The sequence below is a fragment of the Allofournierella massiliensis genome, assembly GCF_004345265.1.
Classification (GTDB): domain Bacteria; phylum Bacillota; class Clostridia; order Oscillospirales; family Ruminococcaceae; genus Allofournierella; species Allofournierella massiliensis.
Map to the genome: position 1 here is coordinate 78,241 of NZ_SLUM01000013.1, position 18,052 is coordinate 96,292.

Here is an 18,052-nt window from a genome sequence, read left to right on the forward strand (position 1 = left end):
ATCAACCGACGAAAGGAGAACCGCATGAACAACTTACAGATTTTCGTGTACAGCGGCGAGCAGCTGCGAACCGTCCAGCGAGATGACGGCTTGTGGTGGGTGCTGAGGGATGTTTGCCGGGTGCTGGGCATGAGCAACCCCGCCATGGTGGCAGGGCGGCTGGATGAGGACGAAAGAGCTGATGTAAGTTTGCCTTACACCAGCTCCAACGGGGTCACTCAGACCCGCGTCACCACCATCGTCAACGAACCCGGCCTGTACTCCGTCATCCTTCGGTCGGACAAGCCGGAGGCCAAGCAGTTCAAGCGCTGGGTGACCCACGATGTGCTGCCCAGCATCCGTAAGACCGGAGCTTATGGCGTGCCGCCGGAACGATTGGCCAAGCTGGATGAATATCAGGCAAAGCTGGATCGGAACCGCAAGCTGCTGGCGGATATTGAACGCATCACCGCTCAGGCCGGCAGGCAAGCACACGAAGCCCGGAAACGCTATGACGAGTGGCGCAAGACACGGGAAGGGATCCGCGATAATGTGCGCTTCTGGGAAGAGTGCATTGCCCAGGAGATCAGGCAGCTGAGCGAAGGAGCAATGGAATAAAAAAGCCTGCACAAGGCGGCGGAAAGGAGTAACTCTATGGATTCCAAAATAAAAGAAATGCTCGAAAAGCAGTTGCAGCTGCTCTCCGAGCGTTCTGAAGAAGCTATTCTGGAAGAATTACCAAATCTCACACGGGCAATGATTGAGACCGCAACGCTCTTGAGCGGAGTGCGGAGTCAAGAATCTCCGCTCGATGCGGTTTCAAGTGCAGTCAAGGCGTGTATCCGGAGTCACCAGAATAGTGACCGGGCATCGACTGAATTAAAAGGCATCCCTACCAACCAACTCGTGGAGGAGTTGGTCGATAGAGATGGCGTAGAAAAAATTGTCCTTCCGCCTTATCAAAAATCCAAGTTTGAGGCCGAAGGACCGGCAGTTGTGCTGATGGTTACAGACTAAGAAATTCGCTGATAAGCATAGCGATTCTTTATGAATGCATGAAAATATTTGCCATGAGAGGGAGCATTCATAAGGCCTTCATAAACAGAGCGAGGTACGTCGGCGTAGGAATAGAGTGTTCCGGAGTGGAATGCAACATATAGCGTTCCTGAAGAACCACCCACATATCCGATACTCGCGATGTTTGAAGAATTCACCGGAATCATATTCATGTAAATCACCTCCTTTCCAGCTCATTGTAGCACTGGCCGGGAAGTTGGACAAGAAACGAATAGACCATTTTGTTGATGCCGGCAAAATGGTCCGAAGAAAGGAGTAAACCATGCGTACCGATGAAAAGGTCATGGAGTATCTGGAGCGGGCTGAGCGTTACGCATGCACCCCGTTGGGGCAACGTGACCCTGATGAATTTAAGGCGCTTATGGCTCTGAAGGCAGAAATCCACAAAGAATGGAGGGAACATAATGCCTGTACAAAGAAGGTTGTTCCTGCAGCTGCGGCATCGGATTGAAGATGCCGGATATCAGGATCAGGAGTTTGCCGCAGAAATGGGCTGGCCGGGTTCGGTTCTGTCGGCCAGGCTGAATGGGCGTACGCCCTGGAGCATGGCCGACGCCTTCCGGGCCTGCGGCCTGCTGCAAATTCCGCTTGAAGAAATGTCCAACTATTTTGCCGATGCCGTTGAGGCAGAGGCACGAAAGGAGCGAGCAAGATGCTGAAAAAAGAAAGCGCCCAGCTGCGGCAACAGCTGGACGCCAGAAACCCCTTGCGGGGTGCCTCGAAGAGCACCCCCATTGTACCACTTTTTCGCCGAGGTTTAAAGACCCTGATTGGCTGCATCCAGGTGGCTGCTTTTGGTGCGGCCGTGTGTTTGGGGTGTGGGGGGCTTGAGTGGCTTTACCACAAAGCCCCGGCGCTGACTGTGTTCGCGCTTTTCGTATTGCTTGTGGCTTTGGTGAGCCGTGAACTGATTCATCAATGGAGGGACTAAGCACATGTATGCAATTAAATTGACCCCGGGGATGGCCCCGGAGATCGTGGAGCTGAGCAACGGCGTACAGGCTGAACTGGCCGGGGCCCCGTATGCCGTGAGCATTGACCCGGCGGGCCTGTTCTTCGCCTTTGTGGATGAGATGGCGCAGTTGGAATGTGCTGGCGAGGGTGGGTACTATTGCCGGGCTACCCACGAACACCTGTACGGCACGGTGTTCGTGACCCGCCATGATTGCCAGCTGGAGCCGTGTAGTATCCACGCAGAGGATATTGGCCGTGTGATCGGACTGCTGAAGGAATTCGACGCATGGGAGGAGGACAATCATGCAAGTGGTTTGTAAATCACCCGGGCGGCCGCCGGTGGTGGCACAGGTGGATAACACATTGGAGGCGTTACAGCATGCCGTAGGCGGCCCGATCGAGACCGTGACGCTTGCCCGGGACGCCGTCATCATCTGCAACGAGGAGGGCAGACTGATGGGGTTGCCGCACAACTGCCGCTTTCCCGGGATTGATTTTGTCGGGACGATTCTTGTGGTCGGGGTCGATGGAGACGAATTTTCCGGCCTGAGCGAGGCGGACGCAAAAACGGTTGTCCGTTGGCTTGGAGGTGCATAAGGATGGCCACTATCTACATCTGCAAGTGCGGGCGTCAAGTGCGCAAGAGCACCAACGCCGACAACACCGGCAACCGGGATACCGAAAACTGCAAGGGCTGCCCGTACCTGCTGCCCTGGGGGCCCACCCAGTGGGACGCCACCCGCCACGCTATGGTGACCGATGTCAAAGGCTACGAATGCAGGATGTCACCGTCCTTGGACTATGCCACCTACTACCAGGGCGGCGGTGAAGATAAATGTGTGCTGCACATCTACAGCCTGGATTATGACTTCCTGGACCGGGTGACCGCTTGGGCAGCCAAGCAATTTCCCGACAAGGAAATCAGCTGCAGCTTTGACCGCAGCAAGATCCGCGCCACCGAGTTTATCGGCGGGCTTTATGGCATGTCCGTTTACCCGATGCAGAACAAGAAGGGCATGGCCGCGAAGGCTGCTCTGATCGAACGCTTCTTTGGTCCGGACGGGCACCGGCTGGATACGACCCCGGAAGAAGAAAAAGCCATTGTACTGGCCGCCATCGAGGCGGGCAAAGCGAAGGCAAGCGGAAAGGAAAAAGATATGCAAGTATACACAAACCAGTACGGCACCCTTTTTGCCGTGCGTGAACATAATGGTTCACCTGCATTGATGTGCAAGGCAAAAGAATCTGAGCAGTGGGTTATGAGTGGTGTTCTGGCCGCCGTGAAGGATGACGCCAAAACGATCGGAGAGCTTCAGGCAGTTTTGGACAAAGCTGCTCAGAAGTACAATTGGGAGCCGGTGGAGAATGTGCCGGTCGAAAACCCTACCAATGCCGCCGAAGATGTGCAGCAGTGTGCTCCTACTGCATCGGATGTGCTGCTCTCGCAGTCCCAGAGTGTCAATGCCGATGCGCAGCAAGGCGGCGGAGATGATTCTGAAAACCCTACTTATTCGGCTGTTGCCACTGCTGCGGCAGAGGAAACTGCGGCCACCCCGGAACCGTTGGATTTGGCCAGTATGACGGTGGCACCTGTTGCAAAGACCAGCGCAGCGACGACCGGTGCCGACGAAAATATTCTTGTTGGCAGTGGTGGGCTGACAGCCTTTGATTTCTCGGCGCTGGGTGACTTGGCCGAGCAGGCAGCCGAAGCGGACGAGCAGTTCAATTTGCACTATGGCCGGGCGCAGGACGAATATCTGGTATCCTGCATCTATTTGGCTCGTATTCACGAACTTACAGCAAAAGCTGGGCGATACGGCGGTGGAACTTGGACGGCTTGGTATCAGAGTAAGGGAATCAGCGAAGGCAGCGCCCGAACCATGGTGCAAAATGGAGACGGTTTTAAATCCGCAAGCGTTGCGGATTTAAAAAATCTTCCGGTTCTCACCAAGAAGGATCTTAATCTGATCGCCCGTAATGGCGTAGCGAATCAGGTGGTTGAAGCAGCCGGGGAAGGTGATTCGGACCGGATTCAGGACATTCTGAACCAGCTAAAAGCCGTCCAGACCGAGCGGGACGAAGCGCGGAAAGCCAAAGAAAAGGCTGAGCAGGAGCGTGACGCAGCCCGGGATGCGCAGGCCAATCTTTCCGCCATGGCCAACAAATTCTCCAAGCAGAGAGACGCCGCCGAACAGCGGATAGAGGATGCCGAGCACCGGGCCGAGGAGGCCGAGCGTCGCGCCCGGGCAGCTGAAGAAGATGCGGCCGGCTGGAAGCAGGCCGGTCTCGAGATGCAGGAGCTTGTCGACCAGCGGGATGAGCGTATCCGAGAGCTGGAATCCGGTATTACCGTCGAGGCCGCTGCGGTTGATCAGGAGGAAATCGAGCGCCGGGCCAACGAGCTGTCTGAACCTCTGCTCAAGATTATCAACCAGAGGGACGAGCAGATCAAGCAGATGGCATCCGGGAACACGGTGTCCGCTCAGGCTTCCGTCCTGGAGCAGTATTTGCGCACTATGCAGACCTCGCTGCTGAGCAATGCCCAACGCGCGGAGCTGGCTTTTTACGATGTCGGCGCGCTGGACAGCTTAGCCCGGGCGCTGCGTGAATTTGCGGACTCGATCGACGAAATTTTTGAGGATAGGAGCGAGGACAATGATTAATCTTTTGTCATTGACATTACATGACTTCAAAGGCGTTCGGGATGCTGGAATCAATCCCAAAGGAAATAGCATCACAGTGCGTGGCGCAAACGGAACGGGAAAATCCACTCTGATGACCGCCTTCCTCTGGCTGCTCACCGGCAAGGACGCACAGGGCCGGGCCGATTACAATATTTTCCCGCTGGGGCCGGACGGCCAGCGGTTGCCTGGGTGCTTCCCGAAGGTTACCGCATGCCTGCTCTTTGAGAATGGTACCCATCTTGTGCTCACCCGGGCGTTGGCCGAAAAGTGGACCAAGCGCCGGGGCTCGGCCGAGAGTGAGTACAGCGGTGACGAAACCAAATGCACGATTGACGATGTGCCGGTCAGTGTCACCGAGTACAATCAGCGCCTTGTCACTTTGTGCTGCCCGACGTTGATTCCGGTGCTGCTCAATGCATCCTATTTCAGCGAGCAGACCAAGGACTACAAGGAGCGCCGAAAACTGCTGTTGACTTACTTCGGCGGGCTGCAGGAGATGGATGTGTTACAGGGCAGCCCCACGCTGGCGCCGCTGATCCAGCTGCTGGAGGGGCATTCCGTGGATGAATATCGCCGTATCTGTGTTGAGCGCCGGAAGAAATATACCGATGCTCTGAACGCGATTCCGGCCCGCATCGACGAAAACCGTAAGCAGCTTCCGGATTCCGTGGGCGATGAAAAAGACCTTCGCGGAAAAATTGGCGAGCGGAATGTGGCCATTGCTAAGCTCCGGTATGAAATTGAGCATACCACCGAGAGTAGTGTGCAGAGAGAGGCCCAAAAGGAACTGGATCAGGTGAACGAGAAACTGGCGGTACTGCCCCGGCGGCGCAAGATGATGCAGGATCTTACCACCGGGGACTGGCTCAAAGCTCACAATTCGGAAATGGAGCGGGCGCTGAAAGAAAAGCAGGATGCAGCTGCTGCCCTTCAGGAGGTGGAAGGACAACGATCCACCCTCCTGGCGGAGAAATCCCGGCTGGAATCTGAGATTCAGGGTCTGCGCGATCAGTGGGTGGCGCGCAACAGCCGGGTGGATGCAGTGGATACGGTTTGCCCCACCTGCGGCCAGGAAATCCCCGTGGAGCAGGTTAGGGCAGCACAGGAACGGTGCAATCTCCGCAAATCCGATGAGCTGAGTGCCATCACGGCCAGTGCCAAGGAGAAGCAGGCCGCACTGGCCCGGTGCTGCAATTTGCTGGATGAGAACAGGCCTTCGAAAGAATGTGCGCAAGTGCTCTACGCCGAGTGCTGCCGGCAGTACGATGCGATTGCCGCCGAGAAACCGCCTGAAGTAGACCGGGAAGTGATGGCCAGTCTTGACCTGGAGGAGAAACAGCTGAACGCCAGGGCCGCAGAAATTATGGCATCTATCCAGAATGCAGCACAGGCGGCCCAAGATGCAGGCAAGGCGCACAAAGCGGAGATTGACCGGCTGCAGGCAGAAGTGGAAGATCTTCAGCGGGAGCTGGCCGGAATCCAGCGAGTGGCTGCCGTGAAAGCTCGCATTGATGAGCTGCAGCTGGAGCAAAAGCAGGCCCTGAAGGAGCTGGAAACCGCGGAGCGCGGGCTGGCCCTGTGCGATGAGTACACCCGCCAGATGGTGACGCAGCTGACGAACCGAGTCAACCAGCATTTTAATCGAGTTCGCTGGCGACTGTTTGAGGCTCAGAAAAATGGTGGGCTCAAGGAAATTTGTGAAGCAGAGGTGGACGGTGTGCCCTACGGCGCGCTGAACACCGCCAGCAAAATGCAGGCCAACGTGGAGATCGTGAGGGCCTTTGCGCTGGCTTCGGGCTATCAGCTGCCCCTGTTTCTTGACAACCGGGAGAGCGTCAGCACCCTGGACATCCCGGAAACCATGCAAGTGATCAACCTGCAGGTGGATCCGGCTGCGGTCGGGCTCAGCTGCAGCTAAAAGCAAAAGGAGGAGCATTATGGCAAATAACACTCAGATGACGAAAAAGGCCCCGGACGCCAGAACCATCGTTCAGAAGGCGGCGGACGTAATGATCCCGATGATGGTCTCCCATCTCGGGCGCAACGGCATCCAGCCGGACGCCTACCAAAAGCAGTGCATGATCAACGCCATCTCGGTCATCAACGATGTGGCCAACGCCAACGGCATCATGATCAACGACATCGACCGCACCACCCTGTCGGAGATCCTGCAGCAGGTGGCCACGCTGCGCTTGAATCCTTACAGCCAGCCGCGCGAATGCTATTTCACGGCCCGCAAGAAAAAGCAGCCCAATGGTGAGTGGGTCACCACTGTAGAGATGGGCATTGAGGGCGACGGGAACGACGCCATCTTGCGGAATTTTGGCCATAACGTGGCCGAGGTGTATCCCTACTGGGACGTGCGCGAGGGGGACGATTTTACTTACCCGGTGCATCGGGGCGTTGATGTGGAGCCGCCCGTCTGGCAGCGCAGCGGCAAGGGCAAGTATGTGCGGGTGGTATACCCGGTCCGGTTCAAGGACGATTCGGTCCAGTATTTTATTTCGGAGCGGGAGGACGTCCGGGTAAACCTGGTGGCCCACATCAGCAACAATCTCATGAACGAGACCTTCGGGATCGCTGAAAACCGTTACAAGGCAACGGTGGAGCAGCGCAAGCAGATCGAGGAGCGCAAGGCCGAACTGAAGGCCCTGATGGACGGCAAGGACATTGATGAGATCCTGGACATCCCCGAGCTTCAGCCGTACATCTCCCCCGCTTGGCGGGAGGGAAGCCGTGAGCGGATGATTCTGCGAAAGATGCGGAACAACTGCATCAAGCCCATCCCCAAGGATTTCGCCAATAGCATGGCGTTGTCCATGTACAACAACAGCATGGCGGCGGAGGAGGGGACGGCAAGTCAGCCTATAACGGTGGAATACCAGGAGATCCAGGACCCGGCGGGGTACATTGCGGCGCCGGAAGAGCCGCAGGAGGCCCCGGCGCCCCGGCAGGACCCCCAGCCGGAGGCCTCGAAACCTGCGGCACCGGCCGAAAAAGCCAGCCCGGCTCCTCAGTCCAATGTGGCGCCGTTTTGATAGGGGGCACAGCATGTGAAAATCAAGACGTTGGCAACAGGGAGCACCGGTAACGCCTATCTGGTGGACGATGGTTGCACCGTGCTGTTGCTGGAATGCGGCATCCCATTGAGAGAGCTGATGCGCCGTAGCAAATACTCTCTTTCCTGTGTGTCTGCCTGCCTGATTACCCACGAGCATGGGGACCATGCCAGGGCTGTAAAGCAGCTGATTGGCCTCGGTATTCCAATTTGGTGCAGCAAAGGGACGGCGACGGCGCTGAAAATCGATGGTGAACCTGTGGTGCATTCGGAAATGCGCGCAGGTCATGTAGTGAAGATTGGGACCATGGCTATCATGCCCATCGCAGTGGAGCACGATGCTGCTGAGCCTTTGGGGTGGTTGATCTACTCCGAGGCCAGCAGTCAGCGGCTGGTGTTCCTCACTGACACAAGGGTTGCTGATGTTTCGCTGCCAGCAGTCCACCACATCATGGTGGAGTGCAACCACATGGGTTTGGACAGTATGGGACAGACAAATGCTATCCACGCTGACCGAGTGATCCGTAACCACATGAGCTTGGACGATTGCATCCGCTTTCTCCTGCATCAGGATCTCAGCCAGGTGCAGGATATCAGGCTCATCCACATCAGTCACAGCCATGGGGACCGCGTGGCAATGCGCAATGCAGTGGCTGCAGCAACCGGCCGGCAGGTAATCATTGCCGGCCAAGAATGACAGGAGGTTAATATGGCAACCGATATCGTATCCGTACAGTTTATGAGCACCGCCCGCCCCGGTGAGTTTGTGGGTCGGGAATATACTTACTACGCCGATCAGGAGCTGAAGGTGGGTGACTGTGTAGCGGTACCGTCCAGATTCGGCGAGAGTCTGGCCCGGGTGACTGCTGTTGGTATCCCCGAGTATCGGGTTGATCCCAAGATTTTACCGGTACTCCGGCACATCACTGGCAGTCCGGTCAAAGCTCCCAAGCCGCTCAAGAGCGAAACCCCTGAGCAGTTGTCCATCGAATAAAGATAACAGGAGGACTGGCCAGATGGCGATGTGCTATGTTCAGATGTACTTTTCTTATCTCGAGCCGCTGGCCGATCTGACGGACGAAGAAGTTGGGCGGGTTGTCCGCGCTATCCTCAAATACGGCGCGGACAAAACCATCCCTGATCTGCCCCCCAGCGAAAGGATGGCCTTTACTTTCATGAAAACCAATTTTGACCGCGAGGCTGCGGCTTACGATGCCAAGGTCGAGAAAAAGCGGGAAAATGGAAAGAAAGGCGGCGCCCCGGTGGGAAATCAGAACGCCAGAAAGCAAAAACAACCTAAACAACCTAAAGAAGAAGAAAAAGAAGAAGAAGAAGAAGAAACAAATAAAAAAGAAGAATCATCTTCTTCTAAAGAAGAAGGGGTTGTTTTGACGACGACGACGACGATGACCACGCTCATTGAATCATACGAAGGGGCTTATGGTACTGCTACCCCGGTGATTCGCCGGTCGCTGGGGAGTTACGTGGAAAGCCTCGGGCCGGAGCTGGTGAGCAAGGTGATCGAGGTCACGGCTCAGGCTGGCGGCCAGAAGTGGCCATACCTTGCCAAGTCTCTGGAGGAGTGCAAGCGCAAGGGCATGGATCTGGCGGCCTACGAGGCGGAGCAGATCCGCCGCAAGGTCGGCTACAACGCGAGAGTGGACAGGCCTACACCCAGCGGCAACGATTTTTTAGCGCGGCCTGTGCGCCGCCCGCTACGTATGAAGAGGGAGGATTGCTCTCCGTGTTCTATAACGTAGAACACTATCCGGACCCCACCGTTTGGGCTGCTGAACGATCAATTAAAAGAAAAGCCCGGGCTGCACTTGCGGCCCGGGCAAAATCGAAAGGAATGAAGAGGTTGAATAATCGGATTTTGGCGATTGACCCGGGCACTACTCACAGTGGGTTTGTGATTGTGGAACACGATGGAAATGAGATCGTCCAGGTGATCCACAAAGGGAAAATTCAGAACGAAGCTTTGCTCCGTGAGCTACCCTATCATGTGGGTGTGAATGAAATTACCGTAGAAATGGTGGCCAGTTACGGGATGGCTGTTGGCCGGGAGGTGTTTGAAACCTGTGTATGGATCGGGCGCTTTCTCCAGGCCGGCGGAATTCTTCCCGATAACACCGAAAAACACCTTGTTTACCGGATTGATGAAAAGAGTAATCTGTGCCACTCGGCAAAAGCAAACGATTCCAATATTATTCAGGCGCTGGTGGACAGATACGCTACAGGGCAGCCCAACAGGGGCAAAGGCACCAAAAAGAATCCCGGGTTCTTCTACGGGTTCAGTGCCGATGCATGGCAGGCTATGGCGGTTGCGGTGACTTATTTTGACACGCGAGTTAAGTCGGAAAAGGTTGGTGAAAGTCAGTGAATACATTACAGAGGGCATCGGCCATCAAGCGGCTGCAGGGAATTGTATGCGCTGCTGTAAATGCGGAGCAGCTGTATCAGATCGCAGAAACATGCGAATCTCCTTTTAACCAAAGAGCAAAACAGCTGGCAGACGACATGATAAATGAGATTCGAAAGCGGGCAAGAACCATGAGTGAGCCACCAAAGCCTGTTTGCCAAGGTTGTGGGAAGGTTCTTGCACCAGGTCATGTGGTATGCGGAGAATGCGCGTCTCTGCTTGATTCTTTGATTGCGAGAAAAGGCGGTGAACAGAGTGACTGATCTTGAGCGCCGCGCTCTGCTGGGCGACCGGCAGGCGCAGGAAGAATGCACCCAACAGGGGGTTTTGCTGCCGTGCTGGAAATGCGGCGGAGAAGCCGAAGTAAACGAGCTGCACACGGGCGGAAAGCCTTTGTATACGGTGGCCTGCCAAAAGCATTACTGCGGGGCTTATGGAGCCGGTAGCAGTTCGATTCAAAAGGCAATCGAATTTTGGAACACCCGCCCGACCCTGCCGGTTGGCCGCTGCGGGGAGTGCGCTGCCTATGTAGATTCCAAATGCGCAAATACTGGGTATTACAAGTCAGAGACAGGCTTTTGCGACGATTTTGCACCGAAGGAGGACATATGAACAAGGAAAAAGGATGGCCCAGGGATTGCCTGGCCTGCGAGCTGTACGGCGGTCATGGTCAGCCCTGCGAAGGGCGAAACGCTGAAGGCAAGTGCCCGTGTGAAGTGATGAGCCGAAAGCTTTACAAGTATCTGCAAAAGGAGGCCAACCGTGAATAGGGCGTACCTGATCCATGAACTCAACCACCTAAAGGTGCAGACCGGCAGTCTGGCCTGCATGGGTTGCCAGCACGAGGACAACTGCGGCATCAAGGGATGCGCCCTGATCCGGGCGGCAGTAGAGCAGCTGGAAGTGCTCCAGGGCTTTGAGGAATGGTTGCAGGAACAAGCGACAAGCGATAAAAAGCAAGCGATTGGAGATGATCCGGATGAAAGTACGCAAAAGGCTTCCGGAAAACGGCTTTCGTGACGTCAGAAACCTGACGCTCGGCCGCGAGGTGCTGGTCTACCGCTTCACGCCCTGCTACCGGGATGACTGGCGGCCGAGGATCCCCGACAAGGGCGTTCTGGAGGACGTGGATCCGAAGGGGCGCTGGGCGCTGGTGCGCTTCACGGTTACGGGCGGGAGTTATCTTGAATGCTTCTTCCCAAGTGAGATTTTGAAAATAGGATAAGGAGGATCCCATGGAGCCGGTTACAAAAGAGCGGCTGACCCGCTACATAAGCCTGAAAAAAGAGAACGAGAACCGGCTGGAGCGGCTGGCCAGAATGAAGAGCAACGCTGAGATGCCTGCTCAGAAAGATCCTGACGGCTCCAAGCACACCGGCTCCAGTGGGGAGAGAATGGCCCGGGCCATCGAGGCCTACATGGAGTACGAGGAGCAGATCAGGCCGCTGGTGGACGCGAATCGCCGGGAGATGGCCCAGATCGAGGCCGCCGTAGCCGCCTTGCCTGATCCGCTCGAACGGGAGGTGCTGCGGCTGCGGTATATGGATAGTAATAGCATCAGACCGTTTACATGGAAGGAGATCGCACTGTATATGTATGGCCGTGATGGGGAATCTCAGGTTAGATCGCTGATGTATCTTCATCAAAAAGCATTGTCCGATATTTCGGATAATTTCAATTGATTAATACAGCTTTTGTAGTACAATTGGAATTGTCGAAAAGCGCATGAGCGCCGATCGATAAGGCTCTGGGCATGATGAGCCACGTACCCTCCTTTACCCGCGCTGGCAGGCCGCGGGCCGAGTAGTCTGCCACACACGATACCCCGACCGGGAACAACCTGGCCGGGGTATTTTTATGCCAATCTGGCCCGCACGAGGGCCCGATCGGAACGAGTGGCCGGCATAGGAGACGCCGGCGGGTGGGTCTGGGGATTTTCTTTATAGAGAGGTGGTGGCGTTGGCGAAAAGTGAACTGCGCACAAGATACAAGGCGTTCGCTGACGCCTACCTGAGCAATGGCGGGAACGCATATCGGGCGGCTCTGGCAGCCGGGTATAGCGAATCTTTTGCCAGGGGCCGCAGCTATGAGCTGCTGGATCGGGAAGAGATTCAGGGTTATCTGACCCGCCGGCGCCAGCAGATGGCCAAGCGGGCGGTGAGCCCGGAACGGGTGCTGCTGGAACTGGCTGCGATAGGCTTCGCTGATGTTACAAATCTGGCAAAGGTGGAAGCTGGCCGGGTTGTGATATCCAATACTGACGATGTGCCAGGAGATACGCGAAAGGCCATTGCATCCATCAAAGAAGGCAAGTATGGACTTGAGATCAAGATGGCTGATAAGGTTCGGGCCCTGGAGCTGATGGGCAGGAACCTGGGCCTGTTTGATAGGGATAGCCAGGAAACACCGGAAGGAGTGACCATTATTGACGACATCCCTGAGTAAGATCATCAGCCCGGGGCTGTACGATGTCCACAGGGCTATCAGACAGGGCGGTGTCAACGAAGTGGTCCTCCCGGGCGGTCGTGGCAGCACCAAGAGCAGTTTCGCCAGTGTGGAGCTGATTCTTATGCTTTTGCGGCATCCAGATTGTCATGCAGTGGTACTGCGCAAGGTGGCCAATACCCTGCGCAACAGCGTATATGAACAAGTAGCCTGGGCAATCGCAGAACTTGGCTTAGAAAGCAGATTCGAGCTCACGGTGAGCCCAATGCGGGCGATCTACAAACCGACCGGGCAGCGGATCATGTTTTTCGGTTTGGATGACCCGGGCAAAATTAAATCCATCAAGGTTCCGTTTGGCTATGTGGGTCTGGTGTGGTTCGAGGAGCTGGACCAGTATTCCGGGCCGGAAGAGATCCGCAGTGCAGAGCAGTCGCTTTTTCGCGGCGGCTCTTTTTCTTTTGCGTTCAAGAGCTTCAACCCTCCGGCAATGGCCCGTAACTGGGCGAACCGATATGCGCTGGAGGAGCGCCCTGGGAAGCTGGTCTACCGATCGGACTACCGCAGCGTTCCGCCCCAATGGCTGGGGCCTCGATTCTTGGCGGATGCCGAGCACCTGCAGGCCACGAACGAAACCGCATATCGCCACGAGTATCTGGGCGAGGTGGTGGGCAGCGGAACGCAGGTCTTTGAAAATCTGAATCTAACGGCCATCACTGATGAGGAGATTGCCCGGATGGAGCGGCGCTACCACGGGGTGGACTGGGGATGGTACCCTGACCCCTGGGCCTTCAACAGCTGCGGCTATGATGCCGCCAGAAAGGTTTTATATATCTGGGATGAATCTACTCGCCGACGCACTTCAAACGCAGATACGGCCCAAATCCTGCTGGATAAGGGCGTGTGTCAGGAGGATGGCCGTGAAGAGTATCTGACAGCAGATTCCGCGGAGGAAAAGAGCTGTGGTGATTATCGCGCACTGGGCCTGCCCTGCCGGGGAGCAGAAAAAGGCCCGGGCAGCGTGAAGGCGGGCATGAAGTGGCTGCAGAGCCTTGCGGAGATCCGCATCGATCCGGCCCGCTGCCCGGACACCGCCAAGGAATTCAGCGAGTACGAATATGAGAAGGATAAGAAGACCGGCGAGGTGCTGGAAGGTTACCCGGATCTGGATAACCACCACATCGATGCGGTGCGCTACGCGATGAGCCGGATCTGGAAGAGGAGGGGCGCATGATCAAGAAATTTTATACCTGGATGCGGCTGCGTTTCCTGCCTGAGTGGGCACGCCGACAGCTGATGGAAGAAAACCAGAGGCTGGTGCGGCAACTGGCAGAACTGCAGCATGAAAACCAGCGGCTGGAAAGCTACATTGAAGGGATGCAGGATGGACTGCGGCGTCAGCGCCGTGTGATTATCTACAACCAGGGCGTGGGGGTGAGCCGGTGAGTTTCTTTGGCGCATTGCTGAATAACAAGGTCTATCATTTTGAGCAGGCTTATCCGGGGGCCAAGGATTGCACCTCTGCTGCCATGAGAACAGCTATCGAGGATTGGTTCCGCCTCTATTTCGACCGGGATGTGACCGACGAGGAGGACCCTTGCCAGCGGCTGCCCTACACGGTGGTGAGCAAGCTGAGCCGAACGTGCTTTGCGGAATACGAAGCAGCGGCCGGCGAAAAGCATCCATTTGTGATTGGTGTGCTGGATAGTCTGGAATCGGTGCGCAAAAAGGCGATGCAGCTGGCCATGATCGGCGGCGAGGCATGGCTGAAACCGGTGCCGGGACCTACCGGGTTTTCCTTCACTGTAATGCGTCGGGATATGGTTACGGTGTTGGGCCGGGGACCGGACGGCGAGGCCACCGCACTGGGCAGCGCTGAGCTGACCACGGAAAACGGCAAATTCTACACGCTGCTGGAACGACGCAGCCTGGACGAAGCGGGCCGGCTGGTGATTGAGAATAAACTCTTTTGCAGCTGGGATGGACAAAGTATCGGCACCCAGGTAGGGCTTACCGCTTTGCCACAATATGCTGCGCTGGAGCCGAAGGCGGTGGTGGGCGATGTTGGCGGTATCGGTCTCGTGGGCCTGAAGGTGCCCCTGGAGAACTGTGTAGATGGCAGCGCTGATCCGGTGAGCGTTTACGCTGCAGCGGCCGGCCTGATTCACAACATCAACCGAAACGAGAGACAGCTCAGCCGGGAGTTCGACCACGGCGAGAGCCGGGTGTTCGCATCGGCGGACCTGCTGGACAAGCGTAAGAACGGCCGCCCGGTGCTGCCGCCCGGCCTATTCGTGGGCATCGACGACGATATCGCCAACACCGGCGTCACTGTGTTTGCCCCCACCCTGCGGCAGGAGAGTTTTCTGGCCCGCAAGCGAGAATACCTGCGCAACGTTGAGAGCCTGATCGGCCTGAAGCGGGGTATTCTGGGGGAGGTGGAGGCAGCTCAGCGCACTGCCACCGAGGTGACCAGCAGTCAGGGCGATTACAGCCTGACCATTCAGGATCTGCAGCAGATGTGGGAAGCAGCTGTGCGGTGCACCGTAGTGCTGTGCGGCAAACTGGGCAAACTGTACCGAGTCCCCGGCGCTTTCGAACCGGACCCGGAACGGGCGGTGTGCATTGACTGGGGCAACGGCGTTCTGTATGACAAGGACAAAGAATGGGCCGAGACTATGCAGCTGGTGAGTGCAGGAATGCTCAAGCCGGAGATTGCCCTGGCTTGGAAATACGGCCTGCCCTGGGAGACTGCCAGTGATCTGCAGAAGGTGCGCGAGAAATACATGCCTGAGCTGGAATCCATGCTGGAATAAGGGGGGTGTAGGCCGTGGCTCTGACCCCGGAACAGATTGCAGGTTATCAGGTAGCGGCGGAGGAGATCGCGCAGCCGGTTATCGAGTGGCTGCTGAAAGACATCGTTGAGCGGGTCCTGGAAGCCGGTAAGATGACCAGCACCGCTGCCTATGAGGCATATCGGGCCGAGGCGCTTGGGCTGGCTCGGAAAGACCTGCAAAAATACCTGAAGGCTCAGCTGAAGGTTACGAAAAAGCAGGCCGAGCAGCTGCTTTCAAGCGCTGCGGAATTTGCCCAAAAGGATGACTATGCCCGTGTAGGGGTGTGGGCCACCGAAGCGGATGCAGGGAGTCTGCTGCAGCTGACGGAGGCTGCTGTAAAGCTGGCCGGAGAGCAGCTGGAGAATATTACTCAGACCATGGGAATGGTTTCTCCCGCCACAGGTAAGCCTCTGCCGTTGCAGGACGTGTATCGGGAGTGCATGGATGAGGCATTCAAACTGGTGGCCACAGGCGCCACCAGCGCCAGCGAGGCGGCCAGACAGGCAACCCGCAAGCTGGCCGGGCGCGGTATTGTGACCATCGACTATGCCAGCGGCATCAGCACAGAACTGGGAGCAGCTGTACGGCGCAACCTGATGGGTGGCATGGGTCTGCTGGTGGAGCAGGTTACCCAACAGAACCATGATGCGCTGGGCTGCAACGGCTGGGAGATCAGTGCCCACGCCAACAGCGCCCCCGACCACGAGCCGATCCAGGGCCGACAGTACAGTGATGCAGAGTTCCAGCGTCTGAATGGCAACCTCGCGCGGCGCATCGGTACGCTGAACTGCGGCCATGTGGCTTTCCCCATCTTGCTGGGGATAAATAGTCCGCAGTATACAGATGCGGAGCTGGAAGCCTTCCGGCAGGACAATGCCCGGGGCGTTACTTACGAGGGCCGGCACATGACCGGCTACGAGGCTACCCAGTACCAGAACCGTATTGAGCGGAATATCCGCACCCAGAAGCAGCGTGTGCTGATGAGCGAATTGGCCGGGGATGAGTCGCAGCTGCTCACCGACCGGATCAAGCTGGCCCGACTGAATCAGGAGTATACCCGCTTCAACAAAGCCATGGGTTTCAAGAGTCGGGCAGAAAGGTTGGAGGTTGTGGGGTGGAGCCGCCGGCAGGCTGGGAAAGCGAGGGCAAGTGCAAAGGCACACCACGCCGAATGGCTTAAATCCATTGGCGCGGAAAGCACAGAGCTGAATACACTTGCAAAATACTACGATGGGAAGTATAATAAATCTCCTGAGTATGAACTGCTCAAAGGATACAACGCCGCAGTCGAAAAAGGCGACATATCCCCTCTGGTTGGCTTTGATGTTTACAAAGAAACAAGTCAAAAGATACAGCAGGTCATGGTTGGGCAAAAAACTTCCACCGGAGTGGAAATTGAAAGTTTTTCCACGCATTTCATTGACCGGGTGATTGGTCAAGTAGCAGAGCCGCATCCGGGTAAAAGAACAGGCGTGAGCGTTGAGGTTGCGTTGGCTGCTTTGCAAAATCCGGTGAAATTAGGTGAGATTCGTACAATAAGCGAATCTGATGTGCGCCAAACGTTTTTTGGAGAAAAAGCGACAGTTACGATTGCTGTCAATGATGGCCGCCTGATTCAAACAAACCCAATGTGACAACAAAGGAGGGGGATCTCATGATTTGTATGCAAGCAAATACGAGGGCGTTTCTTGAAAAGAATTTGCCGGAAGCGCTGGAAATGCAAAACATCCGAGATGTCTTGGAGGCTTTGTATATTTTGATTGACGAAAAAGGCTTTGCCCCCCCTAAGTACGAGGATTACAACGACTTTGGCCGCGAAGCGCAGCGTGCCTATGATGATTTGTATTTGAGCAACACATAAGAAAAAACCACCCTGCCTTGCAAGGTGGTTTTTTTATGCCCACCTTGGCCGCATGAAGCCGGGGCGGGCTATTTTTATACTCAAAATACCCCCGGCCCGGGGGACTATAAGCAGGGCACCGCAGTAGGGGGACTGGCCCCACAAAAAGGACAGCGGAATCAAGGAAGGAGACCATATGTTGGAATGGCTGAAGGAGATCCTGGGTGATAGCTACACCGAGGAGATCGACAAGAAGGTGAGCGCTGAGATTGGTAAGGCCTTTGTGGCCAAGGTGGATTTTGACGCCAAGAACACCGAGAACAAGACCCTGAAAAGTCAGCTGACCGAGGCAAACAAGAGGATCCAGGCCTTCGAGGACATGGATATCGAAGCGGTACGCCGGGAAGCTGCCGACTGGAAGAAGAAGGCCGAGCAGGCCGAAAAGGATGCCGCGGCACAGGTGGAGGCCGTGCGCTTCGATGCACAGCTGGATTCCGCCATTGGCAAGGCCAAGGGCCGCAATGCAAAGGCCATCAAGGCGCTGCTGGATGTGGATACCCTGCGGGCCAGCAAGGACCCGGACAAGGACATTTCCGCTGCGCTGGAGCAGCTGGCCAAAGACAACGACTATCTGTTTGATACTGGCAACCCGCCCCCTCCCTATGCAGGCGGTACCGGCGGCAGCCCGGCCGGCGGCGACCCGGATGCGGCGCTGCGTGCGGCGTTTGGCCTGCCCGCAGCGGAAAACAAGTGATTTTT

28 protein-coding genes are annotated in these 18,052 nt (G+C 56.4%); 26 read left to right on the forward strand and 2 right to left on the reverse strand.

The annotated features are described in order from the left end of the window. Positions 1-24 precede the first annotated feature (24 nt). Positions 25-597, forward strand: coding sequence for a BRO-N domain-containing protein (locus EDD77_RS18820; protein WP_058965606.1), 573 nt, complete (start codon positions 25-27; stop codon positions 595-597). 36 nt (positions 598-633) lie between these two features. Next, positions 634-996, forward strand: coding sequence for a BC1881 family protein (locus EDD77_RS08945; RefSeq protein WP_058965608.1), 363 nt, complete (start codon positions 634-636; stop codon positions 994-996). On the opposite strand, the gene EDD77_RS08950 is transcribed toward EDD77_RS08945, so the two are convergent. Then, on the reverse strand, positions 993-1,208 hold the full coding sequence (locus EDD77_RS08950; RefSeq protein ID WP_077138584.1) for a KTSC domain-containing protein: 216 nt from the start codon (positions 1,206-1,208) through the stop codon (positions 993-995). The genes EDD77_RS08945 and EDD77_RS08950 overlap by 4 nt on opposite strands. A gap of 110 nt (positions 1,209-1,318) precedes the next feature. Here EDD77_RS08950 and EDD77_RS08955 point away from each other — a divergent pair, with 110 nt between their 5' ends. The 12 genes from EDD77_RS08955 to EDD77_RS09010 are packed head-to-tail and all read left to right on the forward strand — an operon-like array spanning position 1,319 to position 10,135. Continuing rightward, positions 1,319-1,507, forward strand: coding sequence for a hypothetical protein (locus EDD77_RS08955; protein WP_058965610.1), 189 nt, complete (start codon positions 1,319-1,321; stop codon positions 1,505-1,507). Next, on the forward strand, positions 1,461-1,715 hold the full coding sequence (locus EDD77_RS08960; protein WP_132587370.1) for a DUF739 family protein: 255 nt from the start codon (positions 1,461-1,463) through the stop codon (positions 1,713-1,715). The genes EDD77_RS08955 and EDD77_RS08960 overlap by 47 nt, the downstream gene beginning before the upstream one ends. Next, positions 1,709-1,987: a hypothetical protein gene (locus tag EDD77_RS08965; protein WP_058965612.1), complete on the forward strand. Its 279-nt coding sequence runs from the start codon at positions 1,709-1,711 to the stop codon at positions 1,985-1,987. The genes EDD77_RS08960 and EDD77_RS08965 overlap by 7 nt, the downstream gene beginning before the upstream one ends. A gap of 4 nt (positions 1,988-1,991) precedes the next feature. After that, a complete protein-coding gene (locus EDD77_RS08970; RefSeq protein WP_058965614.1) occupies positions 1,992-2,330 on the forward strand; it encodes a hypothetical protein in 339 nt (112 codons plus the stop codon). After that, the gene (locus EDD77_RS08975) at positions 2,314-2,607 is read left to right on the forward strand and encodes a DUF3846 domain-containing protein (protein WP_058965616.1); all 294 of its coding nucleotides are present in this window, start codon (positions 2,314-2,316) and stop codon (positions 2,605-2,607) included. The genes EDD77_RS08970 and EDD77_RS08975 overlap by 17 nt, the downstream gene beginning before the upstream one ends. Positions 2,608-2,609: 2 nt before the next feature. Continuing rightward, complete coding sequence (locus EDD77_RS08980; protein WP_058965618.1) at positions 2,610-4,673, forward strand: coiled-coil domain-containing protein; 2,064 nt, start codon at positions 2,610-2,612, stop codon at positions 4,671-4,673. Next, positions 4,666-6,612, forward strand: coding sequence for an AAA family ATPase (locus EDD77_RS08985; RefSeq protein WP_077138585.1), 1,947 nt, complete (start codon positions 4,666-4,668; stop codon positions 6,610-6,612). The genes EDD77_RS08980 and EDD77_RS08985 overlap by 8 nt, the downstream gene beginning before the upstream one ends. A 19-nt stretch (positions 6,613-6,631) precedes the next feature. Further along, positions 6,632-7,732 carry a recombinase RecT gene (locus tag EDD77_RS08990; protein ID WP_058965622.1) on the forward strand — a complete coding sequence of 367 codons (1,101 nt, stop codon included), beginning with the start codon at positions 6,632-6,634 and terminating at the stop codon, positions 7,730-7,732. A gap of 15 nt (positions 7,733-7,747) precedes the next feature. After that, the gene (locus EDD77_RS08995; protein WP_058965624.1) at positions 7,748-8,449 is read left to right on the forward strand and encodes an MBL fold metallo-hydrolase; all 702 of its coding nucleotides are present in this window, start codon (positions 7,748-7,750) and stop codon (positions 8,447-8,449) included. Positions 8,450-8,461: 12 nt separating this feature from the next. Further along, on the forward strand, positions 8,462-8,746 hold the full coding sequence (locus tag EDD77_RS09000; RefSeq protein WP_058965626.1) for a hypothetical protein: 285 nt from the start codon (positions 8,462-8,464) through the stop codon (positions 8,744-8,746). 22 nt (positions 8,747-8,768) lie between these two features. Further along, positions 8,769-9,512: a DUF6291 domain-containing protein gene (locus tag EDD77_RS09005; protein WP_058965628.1), complete on the forward strand. Its 744-nt coding sequence runs from the start codon at positions 8,769-8,771 to the stop codon at positions 9,510-9,512. Beyond that, positions 9,497-10,135: a hypothetical protein gene (locus EDD77_RS09010; protein WP_242868432.1), complete on the forward strand. Its 639-nt coding sequence runs from the start codon at positions 9,497-9,499 to the stop codon at positions 10,133-10,135. Before EDD77_RS09005 ends, EDD77_RS09010 begins: the two co-directional genes overlap by 16 nt. A 105-nt stretch (positions 10,136-10,240) precedes the next feature. On the opposite strand, the gene EDD77_RS18500 is transcribed toward EDD77_RS09010, so the two are convergent. Beyond that, entirely contained in the window at positions 10,241-10,552 is a 312-nt protein-coding gene (locus EDD77_RS18500) for a hypothetical protein (RefSeq protein WP_243117490.1), read from the reverse strand. Between EDD77_RS18500 and EDD77_RS18825 the strand changes: the two genes are divergently transcribed. The 12 genes from EDD77_RS18825 (at position 10,502) to EDD77_RS09065 (ending at position 18,047) form a co-directional block, all read left to right on the forward strand. Continuing rightward, positions 10,502-10,786, forward strand: coding sequence for a hypothetical protein (locus EDD77_RS18825; protein ID WP_394326286.1), 285 nt, complete (start codon positions 10,502-10,504; stop codon positions 10,784-10,786). The genes EDD77_RS18500 and EDD77_RS18825 overlap by 51 nt on opposite strands. Then, on the forward strand, positions 10,783-10,944 hold the full coding sequence (locus EDD77_RS18070) for a hypothetical protein (RefSeq protein WP_156417380.1): 162 nt from the start codon (positions 10,783-10,785) through the stop codon (positions 10,942-10,944). Before EDD77_RS18825 ends, EDD77_RS18070 begins: the two co-directional genes overlap by 4 nt. Next, complete coding sequence (locus EDD77_RS09020; protein WP_058965632.1) at positions 10,937-11,194, forward strand: hypothetical protein; 258 nt, start codon at positions 10,937-10,939, stop codon at positions 11,192-11,194. Before EDD77_RS18070 ends, EDD77_RS09020 begins: the two co-directional genes overlap by 8 nt. After that, complete coding sequence (locus EDD77_RS09025; RefSeq protein ID WP_132587372.1) at positions 11,154-11,399, forward strand: SRPBCC family protein; 246 nt, start codon at positions 11,154-11,156, stop codon at positions 11,397-11,399. Before EDD77_RS09020 ends, EDD77_RS09025 begins: the two co-directional genes overlap by 41 nt. Positions 11,400-11,409: 10 nt before the next feature. After that, on the forward strand, positions 11,410-11,856 hold the full coding sequence (locus tag EDD77_RS09030) for a hypothetical protein (protein ID WP_058965634.1): 447 nt from the start codon (positions 11,410-11,412) through the stop codon (positions 11,854-11,856). Between the two features lie 277 nt (positions 11,857-12,133). Then, positions 12,134-12,619 carry a terminase small subunit gene (locus EDD77_RS09035; RefSeq protein WP_058965636.1) on the forward strand — a complete coding sequence of 162 codons (486 nt, stop codon included), beginning with the start codon at positions 12,134-12,136 and terminating at the stop codon, positions 12,617-12,619. Further along, complete coding sequence (locus EDD77_RS09040; protein WP_058965638.1) at positions 12,600-13,850, forward strand: PBSX family phage terminase large subunit; 1,251 nt, start codon at positions 12,600-12,602, stop codon at positions 13,848-13,850. Before EDD77_RS09035 ends, EDD77_RS09040 begins: the two co-directional genes overlap by 20 nt. After that, the gene (locus tag EDD77_RS09045; RefSeq protein WP_058965640.1) at positions 13,847-14,062 is read left to right on the forward strand and encodes a hypothetical protein; all 216 of its coding nucleotides are present in this window, start codon (positions 13,847-13,849) and stop codon (positions 14,060-14,062) included. The genes EDD77_RS09040 and EDD77_RS09045 overlap by 4 nt, the downstream gene beginning before the upstream one ends. Then, positions 14,059-15,432: a hypothetical protein gene (locus EDD77_RS09050; protein WP_058965641.1), complete on the forward strand. Its 1,374-nt coding sequence runs from the start codon at positions 14,059-14,061 to the stop codon at positions 15,430-15,432. The genes EDD77_RS09045 and EDD77_RS09050 overlap by 4 nt, the downstream gene beginning before the upstream one ends. A 14-nt stretch (positions 15,433-15,446) precedes the next feature. Continuing rightward, the gene (locus EDD77_RS09055; RefSeq protein ID WP_058965643.1) at positions 15,447-17,087 is read left to right on the forward strand and encodes a phage minor capsid protein; all 1,641 of its coding nucleotides are present in this window, start codon (positions 15,447-15,449) and stop codon (positions 17,085-17,087) included. A gap of 20 nt (positions 17,088-17,107) precedes the next feature. Further along, positions 17,108-17,314: a hypothetical protein gene (locus tag EDD77_RS09060; protein WP_058965645.1), complete on the forward strand. Its 207-nt coding sequence runs from the start codon at positions 17,108-17,110 to the stop codon at positions 17,312-17,314. 175 nt (positions 17,315-17,489) lie between these two features. Further along, positions 17,490-18,047: a phage scaffolding protein gene (locus EDD77_RS09065; protein ID WP_058965647.1), complete on the forward strand. Its 558-nt coding sequence runs from the start codon at positions 17,490-17,492 to the stop codon at positions 18,045-18,047. Positions 18,048-18,052 lie beyond the last annotated feature (5 nt).

Bases quoted from the DNA above. Each gene is read 5' to 3' on its own strand.
- EDD77_RS18820 (WP_058965606.1), top strand. From the start codon at position 25: ATGAACAACTTACAGATTTTCGTGTACAGCGGCGAGCAGCTGCGAACC.
- EDD77_RS08945 (WP_058965608.1), top strand. From the start codon at position 634: ATGGATTCCAAAATAAAAGAAATGCTCGAAAAGCAGTTGCAGCTGCTC.
- EDD77_RS08950 (WP_077138584.1), bottom strand. From the start codon at position 1,208: ATGAATATGATTCCGGTGAATTCTTCAAACATCGCGAGTATCGGATAT.
- EDD77_RS08955 (WP_058965610.1), top strand. From the start codon at position 1,319: ATGCGTACCGATGAAAAGGTCATGGAGTATCTGGAGCGGGCTGAGCGT.
- EDD77_RS08960 (WP_132587370.1), top strand. From the start codon at position 1,461: ATGCCTGTACAAAGAAGGTTGTTCCTGCAGCTGCGGCATCGGATTGAA.
- EDD77_RS08965 (WP_058965612.1), top strand. From the start codon at position 1,709: ATGCTGAAAAAAGAAAGCGCCCAGCTGCGGCAACAGCTGGACGCCAGA.
- EDD77_RS08970 (WP_058965614.1), top strand. From the start codon at position 1,992: ATGTATGCAATTAAATTGACCCCGGGGATGGCCCCGGAGATCGTGGAG.
- EDD77_RS08975 (WP_058965616.1), top strand. From the start codon at position 2,314: ATGCAAGTGGTTTGTAAATCACCCGGGCGGCCGCCGGTGGTGGCACAG.
- EDD77_RS08980 (WP_058965618.1), top strand. From the start codon at position 2,610: ATGGCCACTATCTACATCTGCAAGTGCGGGCGTCAAGTGCGCAAGAGC.
- EDD77_RS08985 (WP_077138585.1), top strand. From the start codon at position 4,666: ATGATTAATCTTTTGTCATTGACATTACATGACTTCAAAGGCGTTCGG.
- EDD77_RS08990 (WP_058965622.1), top strand. From the start codon at position 6,632: ATGGCAAATAACACTCAGATGACGAAAAAGGCCCCGGACGCCAGAACC.
- EDD77_RS09000 (WP_058965626.1), top strand. From the start codon at position 8,462: ATGGCAACCGATATCGTATCCGTACAGTTTATGAGCACCGCCCGCCCC.
- EDD77_RS09005 (WP_058965628.1), top strand. From the start codon at position 8,769: ATGGCGATGTGCTATGTTCAGATGTACTTTTCTTATCTCGAGCCGCTG.
- EDD77_RS18070 (WP_156417380.1), top strand. From the start codon at position 10,783: ATGAACAAGGAAAAAGGATGGCCCAGGGATTGCCTGGCCTGCGAGCTG.
- EDD77_RS09025 (WP_132587372.1), top strand. From the start codon at position 11,154: ATGAAAGTACGCAAAAGGCTTCCGGAAAACGGCTTTCGTGACGTCAGA.
- EDD77_RS09030 (WP_058965634.1), top strand. From the start codon at position 11,410: ATGGAGCCGGTTACAAAAGAGCGGCTGACCCGCTACATAAGCCTGAAA.
- EDD77_RS09045 (WP_058965640.1), top strand. From the start codon at position 13,847: ATGATCAAGAAATTTTATACCTGGATGCGGCTGCGTTTCCTGCCTGAG.
- EDD77_RS09060 (WP_058965645.1), top strand. From the start codon at position 17,108: ATGATTTGTATGCAAGCAAATACGAGGGCGTTTCTTGAAAAGAATTTG.
- EDD77_RS09065 (WP_058965647.1), top strand. From the start codon at position 17,490: ATGTTGGAATGGCTGAAGGAGATCCTGGGTGATAGCTACACCGAGGAG.